This window comes from Falsihalocynthiibacter arcticus, assembly GCF_000812665.2.
In the GTDB taxonomy this organism is placed as follows: Bacteria; Pseudomonadota; Alphaproteobacteria; order Rhodobacterales; family Rhodobacteraceae; genus Falsihalocynthiibacter; species Falsihalocynthiibacter arcticus.
On record NZ_CP014327.1, the window covers coordinates 1,575,955 to 1,591,608 of the forward strand.

Sequence of the window (15,654 nt, forward strand, 5' to 3'; positions counted from 1 at the left end):
ATTTTCTAATTCTTCGCATAAAGGATACCTTTTGGGCCGTGAACGTCATAACGTTGAAAATTATGTGACGACTGTCAGGAGACATACCTTTTCATGAAAGACGCGCCCCTTCTAAATCTGGCTCTCGCGATGTTTCTCACCCTTTCCATCGGCTGGCTTCTGTTTATAGGACGTCCGATTTTATTACCAGTCGTGACGGGTCTCTTTGCGGTTTACGTAATGATCTCGACCTCAAATGCGCTGCACCGCCAGGTTTTGCTGCGCCGTTTGCCGCTACCTTTCCTACGATTTTGTGTACTGTCGGTCTTTGCCGCTGCCGTCATTACGCTTGCGATCGTCGCCGCCGCCACAATTCGTGAAATCGCCGCCGTTGCCCCCGTCTACGAAGCCAATATGGACGCATTCCTTGAGAGCATTGCGGCCCGATTTGAGTTGGATCATCAGGAGCTTTGGCTGGGAATTCGCACGGTTACGATCGACGCCTTTGATCTGCGCGTCGTCTTTTTGAGCCTATTAGGGGGATTTACCAATGTTGGCCTCACTGTCTTCTTGATTGTGATTTATGCCGCATTTTTAATGAGCGAACGTTCCAACTTTGAAAAGAAACTCGCGGCGGTCTTTTCCACCCCCGATCAGGCCCAAATGGCCAAGCGCGTCATTCGCGAAATTAATACTAAAATCAGCGACTATTTGGCGGTGAAAACACTGATCAATGTTGTGCTCGGGGTGATCTCCTTTCTTATCCTCTGGGCGCATGGCACAGATTTCGCCCTGTTTTGGGCGGTGATGATCGGATTGCTAAACTATATCCCCTATGTTGGCTCCTATATCGGCGTTCTTTTTCCCGTTATCCTGTCGTTTGCGCAATTCGCCTCCCTTTCCCATACGTTGTCCCTGACGTTTTTCCTGACGGCGACGCAATTTATCATGGGCAATGTCATTGAGCCGCGCTTTATCGGGCGGCAAGTCAATCTAAGTCCGGTGATCGTGTTGATTGCCTTATCGGTCTGGACGGGGCTATGGGGGATTCCCGGCGCTATTTTGGCTGTCCCGCTGACTTCGGTGATCGCAATTATTTTTGCCAGCTTTGCGTCTACCCGCTTTATTGCAGTGCTACTGGCGGACCGTGTCGAAGAATAGACGCTGGACTTAACGCATTCCGTTGCGAGTTTAGTGGTCGCTTACGCTGCGAAAATGATTCCAAATCGCCCGCAGAAAAATAGCGGACAGGACAAGACCTGCCGCAATCAGCACATATTTGGTATGCAACACATGCCCAAAAACACGCCCCAGCAGTTGGCCAACGGCGCTACCGAGGACAGTGTATACCACCCCCCAAATCAACGCAGAAATGCCAGCGCGCACGGCAAACTGCATGGTTCCGATTTCCGATTGGGCCAACGCGATGGGGCCGACAATCCGCATGCCCGGTATGAACTGAAAAATGGACGCATAGCGGGCGGGATTCTTATTGAGTTTCTGCAACATCCCCGAGAGTCGTTTGTTCGCTAGGATCGACTGAACGCGCGACTGCCCGCGATAGCGCCGCCCCAAGAAAAACACCGATAGATTCGACAAGTAGGCACCGCAAATAGCCACCGACGCCACCTGCCAAGGCAAAAGGAGATGGTGATGCGCCATGATGCCCCCTGTAATGGCGACGGTTTCACCCTCGATAATACTGCCCAAAAAGACGGCAAAAAGGCCGTAATTGGATATCCAACTTTCTACACTAATAGTGACTCTCCATGTCTCAAATACGCACGGCTTTTCCGTTCGCCACATGTTGGGTCGGCCCTTGTTGAATGTCCAGAGTATCCATCACAATCCAACCTGTTTTTCGGTATTTTCTGGGCGGGCCCCTCAACTCCGGATCAACACAAACACCATGTTCCGCGCCGATCGCGGCGCTTGTATGGGTAACAAAGGCCAATTTTAAAGCGGTTTCATGTTGTAATCCCTTTGTCCGCGAAGAGGCACAGTTGCAGATCAAGCAGACGCGCACCGTCTTGCACAAGGTGGGTGGCGTCTCGGGTTAAGATGAGGCGCAACACAAGGCTTTGGATGATCCCGAATAGTAGCATCACACCGTCCTCTGCGCGCAATGTACCGCCCAAATGTCCTTGAGTTTGAGCCACTTCAAAGGAGCGGATCAAGGCGGCGCGAAACGCGACAACCTCTGATTGGATGGCGCGCCGCGCTTGGGTTAAAATGCCAGTTGGGTCGCGGGTCACCATGATTTCCGGCAACGCCGGAGTTTGGGTCACCAGTTGCAGATGCCCCAAAATTAGATGTCGCAGATTGTCTACAGGGGACCGCTCTGACTGCTGTCCCTCAAGGGTATTTTCGCGGATTTGCGCACATAGCGTTTGGGTGGCGGCCCACCAGATGTCTTCCTTCTTGGGGTAGTGCTTATAAACCGCAGGCTGTGTCAGGCCAAGCCGCTTGGCGATCATGCCGGTTGTCACATGATCCGGACCAACTTCGAACGCAAGATCCAAGGTCGTCGTCAGAATTTGCATCTTGCGATCTTCGGAGGATTTGCGCTTGCTCATCCCCGTTTCACGGCCCGCGTTGCGACGACGGCGATCACAGCCCAAAAGGTAAATCTCAAGACCAGCGCGCCGATTGTGCGCATCTCAAACGGGGTGCCGAGCAAGACCACAAACGCAAACCCCAAGGCAACCCCTGCCGTTGCGATTGCGATTAAGCCTGACAGACGCGCCGCCCAAAGTGTGCCCTGCCACAAGCCGATCGCGGCCAGAATATAGGCCGCCCCTGCTAGGAAATTGAACCAAACGACAAATCCGACATAATTGCCCGCCCACGCCTGTGAGGCCATGGAACCAAACAAGACATTGCCTGCGGAAAACAGGGTTAACGCGCCAAATAACATGGCGACTACCGCTATGAACTTTTGCCCGCGAAAAGGTGAAGTGGGAACTGTTAGATGGCTATTCATTGGATATCCTCCCTATTAGTTATACTACTATAACTAATAGGGAGCGTCTCGCGTTTCAACCTCGACACCAACTTTCCCCAAAATCAGGACAGAACGGCTTCCACCTCAATCTTATGTTGAGAAACCCTACTGTTTCAAAAACGCATGTGGTAACGCTCGCGGGCAGATTTCTGCTCTTTCTACTGATTGAATTTCGGCGACCGCCCAAGGAGATGTCCATTGCTAAAAGTAACCCCTAGACACATGGTCTGGTTATGCATGGCTGTATTTTTTGTTCAGCCAATCCAGTTTGGCATTTGGCTGTCAAATGTCGCCGAAATAAAGATAGGCTTGGCCCTGAGCAATTCGGATTTGGCGCTTGGTTTGCTGGGCATGCCCATCGGGCTTCTGCCCTCTCTCTATTTTGCCAGCCACGTCGTTGATCGCATCGGCCCAAGACACACCCTTTTGTGGTTATTTCCCCTCATGCTGATCGCAGGTGTTCTCCCAGGTTTCGCGACGGGTGTGGGATCGTTGTTCATGGCGCTTTTCGTGCTCGGGGCGCTCATTGCGTTTACTGAGGTCGCCTTGAATGTCTTTGCCGCGCGGGTGGAGAAAACGCTTGGGACATCCATCATGAACCGAGCGCATGGTTTTTGGAGCCTCGGCGTTATGGCGGGCAGTTTTATTGGTGTTCAGATGGCAGGGCTTGGCTTCACGGTGGCCGAAAGCTTGCAATGGGGGGGCTTGCTGCTTTTGCCATTATTGATGGTCGTTGCCTATATTTTGCCACGGATTACGCCGAAACAGGAGACCACAGAAAACGCGCAGGCCAAACCACCGCTTCCAAAAGCGCTTCTACCGATTGTTGCCATTGTTTTTGGCGCAACAATTGTCGAAGGCGCAATGATTGACTGGTCGACCGTCTATATGCGCGATGTTGCCGAGATCATTGCTGGCAAAGAGGGCTGGGCGGTGACCATTTTCGCCGGTTTCGTGACGGCAGGGAGGTTTATTGGCGACGCAGTAAATAACCGATATGGAGCGATGCTGCTGGCGCGCATGTGCATTGGTTCCGCCATTTTGGGACTTGTCATTTTGACGCTCAACTTGGGACCGGACGCGTCATTTTTGGGCTTCGCTTTTGTCGGGCTAGGGGTGTCCACGATCTTTCCTCTGGGCATAAGTGCCAGCGCAGCTCTTGGGGATGAGGGAGAGGCGAGAAACGTATCGGTGATGACCTTTGGCGCACTCAGCGGTTTCCTTGTTGGACCGCCCATGATTGGTTTTGTCGCAGAGGCAACCTCGCTTAATGTCGCCTTCGCCTTGCTCCTCCCCACGCTTGCACTGAGCTTTATCTTGGCGAAACATCTTTTACGCATGCGTTGATTGGGTTGGGATGTCTACTCACTCGGATCGCGGTTTTCTAGGCTGCCGTCGCGTTGGCGGCGAAACAACCGCCCAACCGTGAAAGAGGTGCGCGGCGTATAGATATAAGGCGTGCGCGCGCCCTTGGTGGGACGCACTTGCATGCGTGCGAGGCCAAAGATAATCAGAACGCCGTGCCCGACCAATATCATCAGAAACAGAGCCTTGGGACCGAAATCGTCAATAAGCACCGAGGCGAGGTAGGGCGCAAAGATAGCCCCAAGCGCAAAGAAGAACATCAGTGCGGCGGAGAGTTCGACGCGCTCCTCGGAGGTGGCGAAATCATGCGCGTGGGCCGCCGCGACGGAATAAATCGGAAAGGTCGTGAGGCCAAAAAGCCCCGCGGACAGCATGATCCCCGTCGTCCCCAAACCCGAGGCCATAATCGTAATGCCGCAACTGAGCATCGCGGCGAAGGATAGCCAAACCAGCACCCAGCGGCGGTCGTATTTATCCGCCAGCCATCCGACGGGGAGTTGTGCCAGTGCCCCGCCGAGCACGAAGGCCGACAAAAACCAAGCGATTTGGCCTGCGCTCAATCCGACTTCCTGACCATAAATCGGGCCGACCATACGAAAGGACGCGCTTGAAAGCGCCGCGACCACAACCGCCGCCGCGGCCAAGGGCGAGCAATCAATCGCAAGACGTGGACGTAAACGGGCGCGGCTGGGGGTTTCAGGTTCCGCCGTGCGCGTCAGCATCAGGGGCAAAAGGGCCGCACAACAGAGGATAGCAAGCAGGTTGTAGGATATGTATGACGCGGGGGACAGGATTCCGATAATCATTTGCGCCGCCAGCGATCCCGTCATGTCCACGACGCGGTACACCCCCATCGTGCGGCCGCGTGTTTCATTGGTGACTCGCGCCTGCAACCACGCTTCGATCACGGTATAGCATCCCGCCACACAAAGCCCTGAGGCCACGCGCATCAAGGCCCACGCGTAGGGATCCAGCACCATCATATGTGCCATCAAGCCAATGGAACCACTGGCCGTGAAAGCGGCAAACGCGCGCGAGTGACCCACGTTGCCCATCAGGCGTGGTGCCCACCAGCAGCCAATGAAAAATCCCAGAAAATGAGCCGAGCCAAGCATCCCGATTTCTTGCTTGGAAAAGCCAAGTTTTAGCCCAGATAATACATCAAGAGGCCCCACGCCGCCGGACGAAAGTTGTAGCAAAATAACCGAGAGAAAAAGGGCGGCAAAAGAGATGAGCAATCGCATGTCAGGTCGAACTTGCCGCTTTTGTTTGCGCAATCCAAGAGGGATTGTGTGCTGTGATGAATTATTATGACGCGGAGTGCGAATTATACTCGGCGTTTTTGAACACCCGACTTTTGCATTGGTGGACTGAGCGAATGAGTTTCAGGTGTCTTTATGATCCGCCCTAATTTTCTTACCACTGCAGACCGCCTTGAGCTTTTATCCTGCGTGAAGCGCCAGCGTGAGGATTACGGGGTTGCGCGGCGGGCGAATGCGCTTTCGCTGCTGAATGATGGGATGTCATGTGCCCAAATCGTAAAGGTTCTGTTTCTGGACGACGACACGGTGCGCAGCTGGCACAAGCAATATTTGGCTGAGGACTGGGAGGCCGTCGCCTACGATGGGTGGAAAGGCGGGCAGTCACGGATGACGATTGCTCATGAGGCGGATTTGAGCGAATGGCTTGAGGAACGGTTCTGCCGTTCAACGGCGCAGATCAGAGCCTATATGGGTGCAAAATTCAACATCCACTATCTCATTCTGGCTGCATCAAGCTTCTGGCCCGTCTGGGGTTCGAGTATCGCAAACCAAAGGCGCTGCCCCGTGTGGCTGACGTTGAAAAGCAGGCCGCATTCATCGCATTTCATACGAACCTACTGAATAACTTGCCTGCCGACGAGGCCGTCGACTTCTCGGATGCAGTTCATCCGGAATATCAAAGCAAACCCAGCCATGGTTGGGCTCGCAAAGGGTCAAATCCCGCCATCCAAACGACATCTGGGCGCGTGAACATTCACGGCGCTCTGAACCTGGAAACCTTTGACGCGCCCTTCGTTGAACCAACCACCGTCGATGGGGTCAGCTCCGTTCAGCTTCTCGCCAAAATTGAGGCCAGAAACCCTGACAAACGTATCATTCACGTCATTTGGGACAATGCCCCATACCACAAAGGCCCCAATGTCAGAGCGTTCCTGTCGCGCAAAAACTGTCGCATTCATCTGATCCAACTGCCGCCCTATTGCCCTCAATTCAATCCCATTGAGAGGCTCTGGGCCATCATGCACAGCCACGTCACCCATAATCGGCACTATCCAACGTAAAAACACTTCGCCAACCCAATCTTGAACTTTATGCGAGGGGTCGTCCCAAAAAAGTGGCGCAACTTTCGAGATCAAGTAACTGATAACTTCCGCATCATCTCACATCGCAACGTTCGGGTTGTGCAGTAGCCGCTGTATAGTAGAATTTCACCAAGTCAGCTGACCAATACGAATACCCCTCGAACCCGCGCAAGCAACGGTTCACGTAGCAGTAGAAACAAACTCCGTTATGGCCTTCGACAGCGCGTCCCAATCGGTAAACTCGCGGTCTTCCTTGCGTGGATCAATTGCCTGATGACGCAAGATCGCGTGCCGCAGTATTTGGGTTTCATAATAGCCATAGCTGCTGGGGTGCACTGCTCCGGCAACGAGCAACTCTGCATTTGGCTCAAGACCAGTTCGCAATTTCATTTCAATCAAATATTCCTGCGCCTCCTCGATTAACTCGGGAAATGCAGCGCCAAGGCTGACGGAGATCATAAATGTGCGACGGGCCGCCAAGGAGTCTTGGCTTGCGGTCAACAGCAGTTCAAAATTCGGGGGATGCCGACGCTCATGGACAGGCGCGGCCAAAATGACAGTATCAAACCCCGCAAACGTTACTTCCGCCATCTTGTCAGATGCATCCACCAACGTGGCCTCATACCCCGCATTGCGCACTTCGGCTTCTACAAACCGAGCAATCTTGCGAGTCTGCCCTTCGAGAGATGCAAACAGAATAAGTACCGACATTCGGTTTCTCCTTATCTCTAGTCGCGGCGCTCAAACATCAGCGCCCCTCAAACGGTATCAGTGTCACGCTCGGCTGGCCTTGTCCGAAATCAAATGTGGGTGATTAATTATGACCTTACCTATCGCTGCCATCCGCACGGGCTAAATATTTTGACCAGAGTTGACCAACGTCAAATCAAAGAAAGGGCAGGGTTGATAGGGACATCGCAAGCAGTCTTGGGGTCCGATATCCGCAGTTTACCCACCTTTATTGATCTACGTGCCTTCCTTGCTTGGACCAAGGAAAAGGGCGATTTTCTTTGCCTCCCTGACAAGATCAACCTGCAACATGAAATGACCGCCGTGCAAATGGCCGCGTTGCGCGCCAAGGGTCCGGTTTTGCGCTTTGATGCTGCCATCGGAGCGGAGAATACTGCGTCTGCCATGCCCGTGATCGGCAATCTTTTCGGCACCCCAGAACGTGTCGCTGCCGGACTAGGACTTGCGCTTGATGAGGTTCCTGCCTTTGGCGACTTTCTCGCGGCCTTGACGACACGCCCGAAACTTCTGCGCACAGCACCCGTGCAAGAAATTGACGCGCCGATTGATATGAACATGATCCCCCTCCAAACGCCGTGGCCCGAGGATGCGGGGCCGTTGATCACATGGCCGGTTGTCATCACGCGGCCCTATGGCACGACGCTGGACAGTTTGGCACAGTATAACTTGGGGGTTTACCGCGCTCAAGTTATTGGAGCAGATCGCTTAATTCTGCGCTGGCTGGCACATCGCGGCGGCGCGGCCCATGCCCGCAGCTGGGCGCAAGCTGGTGCGTCGATGCCAGTTGCAATTGCCCTCGGAGCGGACCCTGCAATGCTGCTTTCTGCGGCGCGGCCTCTGCCCGAAAACATCTCGGAATTGATGTTTTCGGGCGTATTGCGCGGCGCGCACGCAACTTGTTCCCGCCCGCAGCGTACCGCTTTTGGTGCCCGCCCATGCGGAAATTATGATCGAAGGCTGGGTTCACCCCAATGATTTCGCCCCAGAGGGGCCGTTTGGCGGTCACACCGGTTATTACAACTCGGTCGAAAAATTCCCTGTGTTGCGGATCAGCGCGATCACCCATCGCCGCAATCCACTCTATCTGAGTACGGTTACGGGGCGCCCTCCTGATGAGCCGTCGGTAATTGGCGAAGTGTTCAATACCCTCGCCCTGCCTGTCATCCGCGCACAAATTCCCGAGATCCGCGACCTTTGGTTACCGCCCGCGGCTTGCTCCTATCGGATGGCTGTGGTGCAGATTTCCAAACGCTATCCCGGTCAAGCAAAGCGCGTCATGATGGCGCTTTGGGGAATGCTGGCGCAGTTCTCTTATACCAAGACAATTATTGTGGTGGATGAAGACATTAACCCGCGCAATTGGGACGACGTTGCGTGGGCCATGGCGACCCGCATGGACCCCTCTCGTGATGTGACTGTGCTCGAAAATACGCCAATGGACTATCTGGATTTCTCCAGACCCCGTGACGGGTTGGCTGGCAAGCTTGGCATTGATGCCACGAATAAAATCGGCGCCGAGACCACGCGTGAATGGGGCCGCGTGATGGCGATTGATCCGGAACACGAGGCGCGCGCCACCGAATTGATTGCGCGGTATTTGGGCGGTGCGCGATGACCAGAAGGGTGATTTTGGGCGTCTCTGGAGCGTCAGGCGCGGCTTTGGCGCTGGAAGCTGCGAGGGTTCTGCACTGCGCCGGTATTAAGGTTGATTTGGTGCTCTCGCGGATGGCGGAACGCACTTTGGAGCTCGAAATCGGGCCTAACGCACAAGCCGAACTGGTGGCTCTGGTAGACCGCCTACATCCGGTCGCCGATCTGGGGGCAACCATTGCTTCCGGTTCCTACTCCGTTGCGGGCATGATCGTCGCGCCTTGTTCGATGCGCAGTCTTGCCGCGATTGCGCAGGGCCTCGATGACAACCTGCCGACCCGCGCCGCCAGTGTGCAACTCAAAGAACGCCGCCCATTGATTTTGCTGGCGCGTGAAGCACCGCTGACGCTGGCCCACTTGCGCAATATGACCGCGGTCACCGAAATGGGCGGTATCATTATGCCGCCCGTGCCCGCGTTTTACCTGCGCCCCCAAACCACCCAAGACATCACCACCCAAATCGCCGCGCGCGCGGTTGATTTGTTGCGACTCGCCCCTGCCCAAGCCAAAGCCTGGGCTCCCTCAATCGGAGACGACCCAAAATGAAAATATCCCTAGATACACAAGTGCGCGATTTTGCCGCCGAGATGCCCGGTGCCGCCGAATTGTTCCGCCAAGCAGGCATCAGTTTCTGTTGCGGCGGCAAGATGCCGTTGGCTGAGGCTGCGGACGCCCAAGGATTGAACGCTGACACTTTGTTGGCGCAACTTATGGCGTTGCAAGAGGCCGCGAACCGCGATGCACCAAGCGAAACAGCGGCTCTGATCGACCATCTGTTGGAACGCTACCATGAAACCCATCGCCGCGAATTGGAGAGCCTAATCCCCTTGGCGCAACGTGTGGAAACCGTGCATGGCGACCACGAAGAGGCTCCGCTTGGGCTTGATCGCTTTGTATGACGAATTGGACCCCCATATGCAGAAAGAGGAACAGGTTTTGTTCCCTTTGATGCGCGAAGGGAATGCCGCCGCGCTCGCTGCTCCACTCGCAGTTATGCGCCGCGACCATGAGAAATCCACTGATCTTTTGCGGGGGATTGAGCATGCCAGCCATGGGTTGAACCTACCCGAAGGCGCTTGTGGCTCGTGGACGGCGCTTTACACTGGAGTGCGCAAATTGGGCGACGATCTTGTGGCGCATATTCATCTGGAGGAAACTGAGCTGTTTCCACGGTTTGACGGCCACGCGGCATAACCTGCACACGCTATGGGCCGAGGCTTTGTGGGCGAAGATAGTCCGGTTCGTGGCGTGGGCGCATTTGTTTATGCGTTTGATTTGTCGATATTGATTTCCACGATGCAGCCGCCACCGAGAAGCTGGTTGTCATCCGGCGGATATACTGAAATTTATGGTTCTGAATATCTCAATCACATTCAGCCGAGCCGCGATTGGAGTTGGAGACAGGGCGCAATCAAATGCGTTGCCATACAGCCTCAACCGAAGGGAAACCTAAATTTTGGGGCGAAGCTCGGCCATAACAAGATCATAGAGATCCCGTTTGAAGGGGACGATCGATTGGAGCAACTCATCGGGTGCCATCCAGCGCCACTCGCAAAATTCGGGGTGTTCGGTTTGGATGTTGATATCGGCATCCGTTCCGTTGAACCGCATTAGGAACCAAAGCTGTTCTTGGCCGCGATATTTGCCTTTCCAGAGGCGTTGGGACAGTTCCAGCGGCAAATCGTAGGGGAGCCATTCACTGGTTTGAGCCTCAATCGTTACGAGGTTTTCGGTCACGCCGGTTTCTTCCCAAAGCTCTCTTAGGACAGCGACTTCTGGCGCTTCGCCCTTATCAACGCCTCCTTGAGGCATTTGCCAAGCAGGCGGCTCAGATTCGGGGCGGTCGTTGCGTTGCCCTGCAAAAATGTGACCGTCTTTATTGACCAGCATGACGCCAACACAGGGGCGATAGGGGCGGTCGTCTTGGGTAGCTTTGGTCATGGTCAGCACTTTGCATTTAGAAAAGAAACGGGGCAGCGGCTTTGAAACCACTGCCCCGAAATTTGTGTTCTCAAGCTTACTTTTCGCCACTCAAGGCGGTAAGTCCGCGCAGGATATCGATGGCGTAGGAAAGCTGATAATCTTCGTCGCGCAACTTGGCTGCGTCTTCTTCAGCTTGTTGCTCTTCTTGCAGGAGGTGACGCTCATCGTCTGTCATCGAGTCATTGGAGAGGCTACCGCGCAGGTCTTCTTCTGTGCGACGCTTAGGTGTATCCTCTTCCTCTTCTTCGACGGCTGCTGGGTCGCGGCGGGGCTGTTCAACAACGATGTTTGGCGACACGCCGAGAGCTTGGATTGAGCGGCCAGACGGTGTGTAATACCGTGCCGTTGTCAGGCGCATGGCACCGTCACCTTTGAGGGGCATGATCGTTTGAACAGATCCCTTGCCGAAGCTTTTGGTGCCGACAACGACGGCACGACGGTGATCTTGGAGGGCTCCTGCGACGATCTCGGAGGCAGAAGCGGAGCCACCGTTGATTAAGACAACGATTGGTTTGCCCTCAGCCAAATCGCCAGCGGTCGCATTGAAGCGCTCGCCATCTGCGGCAGCGCGGCCACGAGTTGAAACGATTTCTCCGGCCTCAAGGAAGGCGTCGGAGACGCGGATCGCTTGTGTGAGGAGGCCACCTGGATTGTTGCGCAAATCGACGATAAATCCATTTACGTTTTCAATACCGCCAGCCTCTTCGACCTGTTCTTTGATCCCTTCAGCAAGATTGGGGTATGTTTGATCATTGAAGGTTGTGATCCGTAAAACGACGGTGTCGCCTTCGGTGCGCGAACGCACGGCTGTAAGCTTGATGATGTCTCGGATGATGGAAATATCAAAGGGTTCTGTTTCGCCTTCGCGCACGACGGTGATGATGATTTCGCTGCCAACTTCACCGCGCATTGCTTCAACGGCTTCGTCGAGTGTTAGGCCAAGAATGCTTTCGCCATCAACGTGCGTAATAAAATCGCCGGCTTCGACGCCCGCTTCAAAGGCTGGTGTGTCGTCAATCGGAGAGACAACTTTAACGAAGCCCTCCTCTTGGGTCACTTCGATGCCAAGGCCGCCAAATTCGCCGCGGGTTTGTTCACGCATGTCGTCGAAATCGGTCGGGGGTAGGTAGCTTGAATGCGGGTCGAGGGATGTAAGCATCCCGGAGATCGCGGCTTCAATAAGTTCGGATTCGTCAACTTCTTCGACATATTGTGCGCGGATGCGCTCAAAAGCTGCGCCGAATAAGTCGAGCTGCTCATAGACCGAAGATTTCGTTTCAGTTTCCTGTGCCAAAAGAGGGGCAGCAAGCTGTGTTGTCACCAAAACGGCCAAAAGCGAGCCACCGGCTGCTGCCATAAAGAATTTCTTCATATTGTCCTATTCCTTTGTCACTGCAAACCACGGGGCGGGATCCAGCGTGGATTTGCCCTGTCGTAACTCCATATAAAGCGTTTCCGAACGAGAAGCGCCACTCCCATTGCGCGTTTTCTGCAAAAACTCTTGCGCTTGAGGCGCGTTACCGCCCATGAGACCCAACGGATCCCCTGTCAGAACCACTTGGCCGACTTCGCCATATACCTCACTTAATCCAGCTATGACCAAAAGATAACCCGCTTGTGGCTCCAGAATGATCACATTTCCGTAGTCAAGCAGCGGACCGCGATAGCGAATGGTCGCCGGAGCCGGAGATGTAACGACGGAAAGAGGGTTCGCCGCGATCAAAAAACCGGGACGACGGATGCCCGAGGCGTCGGCTTCGTCATACTTTCTCAAGACGCGCCCCAAGACGGGGAGGTTGAGGTTTCCCTGCATGGCTTCGAAATCCATGATGACCAAAGGCGCGGCGTCGACGCCTTGCACCAGCCCCGTGGCGAAGGCTTCAAGTGTTTCGCTGCCTTCGAGCAGGCTTTGCAGGCGCTCAGGGTCTTCAACAAAGCGGCGCGGTAGATCTGTGCGGTCCGAAATCGCCAGCGATAATTCGGTGCGCGCGTCTTGGGCGCCAAAAAGCCCTTCCTGAAGCGATTGCACGGCACTTTCCTGAAGCGAACGCAGCAGGGCAACTTCCTGAAGGCGGGCGCGTAATTCTTCGGCGTTCGCCTGAAGGCTTGGTGTTACGTCCGACAGGATCATCCCAGAGCGCGCGGTTCCAAGGGGGCCGGAGGGGTGGAGCAGTAAGAGAGGCGTCGGCGACGATTCCATTGATTGCAGAACTCCAATCAACTGGGCGACTTCTTCGCGGCGGGCTTCAAATTCAAGCGCAATGGCCTGTTCGCGAATGGTGGCACGTCGCAGGCCCTCGCGCATGGCTTCAAGGCCCGCTTCAAAGGCTTGTACTGCTTCGGTCAGGGCGGCAACGCGATCACTCGCGCTTTTGGCGTCGTCTAACGCCAAGGTTGCCGTGCTGATTTGTTGGGCCGCGCGGCGTGCCGCATGCGAAGGATCAACCTCCGCCATCGAAGGCGTGGCCATGCCCAATGCCAAAAGGCAGCCTATGATGCGCAGGGTTTTCATCGAATGATCAGCGTCTCGCCCGTCATTTCTGGCGGGAGATCAAGCCCCATCAGATCGAGGATCGTTGGCGCAAGATCGGAAAGGCGACCCGTCCGAAGTTGAGTGCCCTCAGGAGCCCCAAACAGGGCGACGGGAACGGGATTGGTTGTATGGGCCGTATGAGGGCCGCCAGTCACGGGGTCGACCATGGTTTCGCAATTGCCGTGGTCCGCCGTAACAATCATAGCGCCTCCAACGGCCTCCAATGCCTCAAGTACGCGCCCTAGGCCGCGATCCACTGCTTCACACGCCTTGATCGCTGCCGCCAAATCGCCCGTATGGCCGACCATATCGGGGTTCGCGTAATTGGTAACGATGAGGTCATAGCCCGCGTTGATGGCCTCGACGAATTTGTCTGTGACCTCGACGGACGACATCTCAGGTTGCAAATCATAGGTCGCGACTTTGGGTGACTGGGGCATGAAGCGGTCTTCGCCGATTTCCGGCTCTTCTTTGCCACCGTTCAAAAAGAACGTCACATGTGGGTATTTTTCAGTCTCGGCAAGGCGGAATTGGCGCAAACCCTTTTGGGCGACCCAAGAGCCAAGGGTGTTCACAAGGTTTGCCTTGGGAAAACAGACGTCCATATAGGTGGTGTGGTCATCGGAATAACCGACCATCCCAAGGTAGCTCGAAAGCGTGGGTCGAGGTCCAGTTTCAAATCCATCAAAGGCGGGTTGTCCAATGGCCGCAAGAATTTCGCGGGCGCGGTCTGCGCGGAAGTTGAGGCAATAAACCCCGTCGCCATCCCGAACGCCCACATAGGGCGCGATGACGGTCGGTAAGATAAATTCGTCGGTTTCGCCACGCGCCCAAGCCTCGGAGACAGCCTCGATGGCTGTGTTTGCGGCTTCTCCCGTGGCGTTTATTATTGCACCATAGGCCTTGGAAACGCGTTCCCAGCGGTTGTCCCGATCAAGGGCGTAATAGCGTCCAGAAACCGTGCCGATCTGGACGGATTGGGGCAGGGCGGCCACAAATTCGGCCATAAAGTGATCTGCCGATTTAGGTGCAACATCGCGCCCGTCGGTGATTGCATGGATGACGCATGGCACGCCTGCGTCGCTGACCGCTTTGGCTGCCGCGACGACGTGGTTGAGATGCCCGTGCACGCCGCCGTCCGAAATGACACCGATCAAATGCGCGGTGCCGCCGTTGTTTTTTAGGGTGTCGATAAATCCGCGCAGGGCTTTGTTTTGGGCGAAACTTCCATTCTCAACCGCAAGGTCAATTTGTCCAAGGTCCATCGGCACCACGCGTCCGGCCCCGATATTTGTGTGCCCAACTTCCGAATTGCCCATCTGCCCCGTGGGGAGGCCCACATCGGGTCCGTATGTGGTCAGGGTCGCATGCGGGCTTTCGCTCATGATGCGGTCGAAATTCGGTGTCGCGGCCATCGCTGGCGCGTTGTTCGCGGTTTCGTCGCGGTGTCCCCAACCATCAAGAATACAAAGAACAATCGGTTTTTTTGCTATCGTTTTCGCGGACATGGCTCTCTCGCTTTATGGATTTGCGTTAGGTTTAATCCGCAGCCCTGCGAAGAGCAAGGTCATGTGCGGTGGTAAGGGCTACCCGAAAGGATTGTCGCGGCGCGATACAGCTGCTCAGAGAGCATAACGCGCGCCAACATATGCGGCCAGACCATAGCGCCAAAGGATAGGCGAAAATTGGCCTTGGCGCGCAGGGATCTCGCAATGCCGTCCGCACCACCGATAATAAAGGCCACGTCGCTTTGTCCGTCATCGCGCCATTGCGCGAGAGTGTTGGCGAAATCGGGGCTTGGCATCACCTTGCCCCGTTCGTCCATAATCGCAATTAGCGCATTTTGGGGCAGGGCGCGTTCCAGAAGGACGGCTTCTGCATCGGAGCCCATCCCCTTTTTGTCTTCGACCTCATGCACCGTGACGGGCCCAAGACTAAGGGCGCGACCCGTACGCTCAAATCGGGTGAGGTAATCGTCCAAAAGGGCGCGTTCTGGCCCCGCCCGCATGCGGCCAACAGCACAGATATGAACGCGCATCCTTGAAA

17 protein-coding genes and 1 pseudogene are annotated in these 15,654 nt (G+C 55.3%); 8 read left to right on the forward strand and 10 right to left on the reverse strand.

All coding sequences use genetic code 11. The features are described from left to right. Nucleotides 1-93 precede the first annotated feature (93 nt). Nucleotides 94-1,140: an AI-2E family transporter gene (locus RC74_RS07790; protein WP_039003781.1), complete on the forward strand. Its 1,047-nt coding sequence runs from the start codon at nucleotides 94-96 to the stop codon at nucleotides 1,138-1,140. A gap of 30 nt (nucleotides 1,141-1,170) precedes the next feature. Here RC74_RS07790 and RC74_RS07795 read toward each other — a convergent pair whose 3' ends face one another. From RC74_RS07795 to RC74_RS07810, 3 genes are all read right to left on the reverse strand, one after another. Beyond that, nucleotides 1,171-1,641 (reverse strand): DedA family protein, encoded by a 471-nt coding sequence (locus tag RC74_RS07795; RefSeq protein WP_039003782.1) that lies wholly within the window; start codon nucleotides 1,639-1,641, stop codon nucleotides 1,171-1,173. Between the two features lie 305 nt (nucleotides 1,642-1,946). Further along, nucleotides 1,947-2,555: a TetR/AcrR family transcriptional regulator gene (locus tag RC74_RS07805; RefSeq protein WP_039003784.1), complete on the reverse strand. Its 609-nt coding sequence runs from the start codon at nucleotides 2,553-2,555 to the stop codon at nucleotides 1,947-1,949. Next, nucleotides 2,552-2,962: a hypothetical protein gene (locus RC74_RS07810; RefSeq protein WP_052275034.1), complete on the reverse strand. Its 411-nt coding sequence runs from the start codon at nucleotides 2,960-2,962 to the stop codon at nucleotides 2,552-2,554. The genes RC74_RS07805 and RC74_RS07810 overlap by 4 nt, the downstream gene beginning before the upstream one ends. 258 nt (nucleotides 2,963-3,220) lie before the next feature. On the opposite strand from RC74_RS07810, the gene RC74_RS07815 reads away from it, so the two are divergent. Then, a complete protein-coding gene (locus RC74_RS07815) occupies nucleotides 3,221-4,330 on the forward strand; it encodes an MFS transporter (protein WP_082802413.1) in 1,110 nt (369 codons plus the stop codon). Between the two features lie 14 nt (nucleotides 4,331-4,344). Here RC74_RS07815 and RC74_RS07820 read toward each other — a convergent pair whose 3' ends face one another. After that, nucleotides 4,345-5,592, reverse strand: a complete 1,248-nt coding sequence (locus tag RC74_RS07820; RefSeq protein WP_039003786.1) for an MFS transporter — start codon at nucleotides 5,590-5,592, stop codon at nucleotides 4,345-4,347. A 153-nt stretch (nucleotides 5,593-5,745) separates the two neighbouring features. Here RC74_RS07820 and RC74_RS22930 point away from each other — a divergent pair, with 153 nt between their 5' ends. Next, nucleotides 5,746-6,231, forward strand: a complete 486-nt coding sequence (locus RC74_RS22930; protein WP_052275035.1) for a helix-turn-helix domain-containing protein — start codon at nucleotides 5,746-5,748, stop codon at nucleotides 6,229-6,231. After that, the gene (locus RC74_RS22935) at nucleotides 6,138-6,671 is read left to right on the forward strand and encodes an IS630 family transposase (RefSeq protein ID WP_236940075.1); all 534 of its coding nucleotides are present in this window, start codon (nucleotides 6,138-6,140) and stop codon (nucleotides 6,669-6,671) included. The genes RC74_RS22930 and RC74_RS22935 overlap by 94 nt, the downstream gene beginning before the upstream one ends. Before the next feature lie 201 nt (nucleotides 6,672-6,872). On the opposite strand, the gene RC74_RS07830 is transcribed toward RC74_RS22935, so the two are convergent. Continuing rightward, nucleotides 6,873-7,403, reverse strand: a complete 531-nt coding sequence (locus tag RC74_RS07830) for a flavodoxin domain-containing protein (protein ID WP_039001749.1) — start codon at nucleotides 7,401-7,403, stop codon at nucleotides 6,873-6,875. A gap of 228 nt (nucleotides 7,404-7,631) precedes the next feature. On the opposite strand from RC74_RS07830, the pseudogene RC74_RS07835 reads away from it, so the two are divergent. The 4 genes and pseudogenes from RC74_RS07835 to RC74_RS23520 all read left to right on the forward strand — a co-directional run bounded on the left by RC74_RS07835 (nucleotide 7,632) and on the right by RC74_RS23520 (nucleotide 10,286). Continuing rightward, nucleotides 7,632-9,057, forward strand: a pseudogene (locus RC74_RS07835) (UbiD family decarboxylase). Beyond that, entirely contained in the window at nucleotides 9,054-9,638 is a 585-nt protein-coding gene (locus RC74_RS07840; protein ID WP_039001750.1) for a UbiX family flavin prenyltransferase, read from the forward strand. Before RC74_RS07835 ends, RC74_RS07840 begins: the two are co-directional and overlap by 4 nt. Further along, entirely contained in the window at nucleotides 9,635-9,991 is a 357-nt protein-coding gene (locus RC74_RS23515) for a DUF542 domain-containing protein (RefSeq protein WP_335339582.1), read from the forward strand. Before RC74_RS07840 ends, RC74_RS23515 begins: the two co-directional genes overlap by 4 nt. A gap of 16 nt (nucleotides 9,992-10,007) precedes the next feature. After that, on the forward strand, nucleotides 10,008-10,286 hold the full coding sequence (locus RC74_RS23520) for a hemerythrin domain-containing protein (RefSeq protein ID WP_335339583.1): 279 nt from the start codon (nucleotides 10,008-10,010) through the stop codon (nucleotides 10,284-10,286). A 255-nt stretch (nucleotides 10,287-10,541) separates the two neighbouring features. Here the strand turns inward: RC74_RS23520 and RC74_RS07850 are convergent, their stop codons facing one another. The 5 genes from RC74_RS07850 to rlmH all read right to left on the reverse strand — a co-directional run bounded on the left by RC74_RS07850 (nucleotide 10,542) and on the right by rlmH (nucleotide 15,646). Further along, on the reverse strand, nucleotides 10,542-11,033 hold the full coding sequence (locus RC74_RS07850) for an RNA pyrophosphohydrolase (protein ID WP_039001751.1): 492 nt from the start codon (nucleotides 11,031-11,033) through the stop codon (nucleotides 10,542-10,544). A gap of 76 nt (nucleotides 11,034-11,109) precedes the next feature. Continuing rightward, a complete protein-coding gene (locus RC74_RS07855) occupies nucleotides 11,110-12,447 on the reverse strand; it encodes a S41 family peptidase (RefSeq protein WP_039001752.1) in 1,338 nt (445 codons plus the stop codon). Between the two features lie 6 nt (nucleotides 12,448-12,453). Then, nucleotides 12,454-13,587, reverse strand: coding sequence for a murein hydrolase activator EnvC family protein (locus tag RC74_RS07860; protein WP_039001753.1), 1,134 nt, complete (start codon nucleotides 13,585-13,587; stop codon nucleotides 12,454-12,456). After that, complete coding sequence (gene gpmI, locus RC74_RS07865) at nucleotides 13,584-15,116, reverse strand: 2,3-bisphosphoglycerate-independent phosphoglycerate mutase (protein WP_039001754.1); 1,533 nt, start codon at nucleotides 15,114-15,116, stop codon at nucleotides 13,584-13,586. The genes RC74_RS07860 and gpmI overlap by 4 nt, the downstream gene beginning before the upstream one ends. Before the next feature lie 59 nt (nucleotides 15,117-15,175). Then, a complete protein-coding gene (gene rlmH / locus RC74_RS07870) occupies nucleotides 15,176-15,646 on the reverse strand; it encodes a 23S rRNA (pseudouridine(1915)-N(3))-methyltransferase RlmH (RefSeq protein ID WP_039001755.1) in 471 nt (156 codons plus the stop codon). Nucleotides 15,647-15,654: the final 8 nt, after the last annotated feature.

Excerpts from the sequence above, each read along its gene's own strand:
- RC74_RS07790 (WP_039003781.1), top strand. The coding sequence starts at position 94 with ATGAAAGACGCGCCCCTTCTAAATCTGGCTCTCGCGATGTTTCTCACC.
- RC74_RS07795 (WP_039003782.1), bottom strand. The coding sequence starts at position 1,641 with ATGGCGCATCACCATCTCCTTTTGCCTTGGCAGGTGGCGTCGGTGGCT.
- RC74_RS07805 (WP_039003784.1), bottom strand. The coding sequence starts at position 2,555 with ATGAGCAAGCGCAAATCCTCCGAAGATCGCAAGATGCAAATTCTGACG.
- RC74_RS07810 (WP_052275034.1), bottom strand. The coding sequence starts at position 2,962 with ATGAATAGCCATCTAACAGTTCCCACTTCACCTTTTCGCGGGCAAAAG.
- RC74_RS07815 (WP_082802413.1), top strand. The coding sequence starts at position 3,221 with ATGGCTGTATTTTTTGTTCAGCCAATCCAGTTTGGCATTTGGCTGTCA.
- RC74_RS07820 (WP_039003786.1), bottom strand. The coding sequence starts at position 5,592 with ATGCGATTGCTCATCTCTTTTGCCGCCCTTTTTCTCTCGGTTATTTTG.
- RC74_RS22930 (WP_052275035.1), top strand. The coding sequence starts at position 5,746 with ATGATCCGCCCTAATTTTCTTACCACTGCAGACCGCCTTGAGCTTTTA.
- RC74_RS07830 (WP_039001749.1), bottom strand. The coding sequence starts at position 7,403 with ATGTCGGTACTTATTCTGTTTGCATCTCTCGAAGGGCAGACTCGCAAG.
- RC74_RS07840 (WP_039001750.1), top strand. The coding sequence starts at position 9,054 with ATGACCAGAAGGGTGATTTTGGGCGTCTCTGGAGCGTCAGGCGCGGCT.
- RC74_RS23515 (WP_335339582.1), top strand. The coding sequence starts at position 9,635 with ATGAAAATATCCCTAGATACACAAGTGCGCGATTTTGCCGCCGAGATG.
- RC74_RS23520 (WP_335339583.1), top strand. The coding sequence starts at position 10,008 with ATGCAGAAAGAGGAACAGGTTTTGTTCCCTTTGATGCGCGAAGGGAAT.
- RC74_RS07850 (WP_039001751.1), bottom strand. The coding sequence starts at position 11,033 with ATGACCAAAGCTACCCAAGACGACCGCCCCTATCGCCCCTGTGTTGGC.
- RC74_RS07855 (WP_039001752.1), bottom strand. The coding sequence starts at position 12,447 with ATGAAGAAATTCTTTATGGCAGCAGCCGGTGGCTCGCTTTTGGCCGTT.
- RC74_RS07860 (WP_039001753.1), bottom strand. The coding sequence starts at position 13,587 with ATGAAAACCCTGCGCATCATAGGCTGCCTTTTGGCATTGGGCATGGCC.
- gpmI (WP_039001754.1), bottom strand. The coding sequence starts at position 15,116 with ATGTCCGCGAAAACGATAGCAAAAAAACCGATTGTTCTTTGTATTCTT.
- rlmH (WP_039001755.1), bottom strand. The coding sequence starts at position 15,646 with ATGCGCGTTCATATCTGTGCTGTTGGCCGCATGCGGGCGGGGCCAGAA.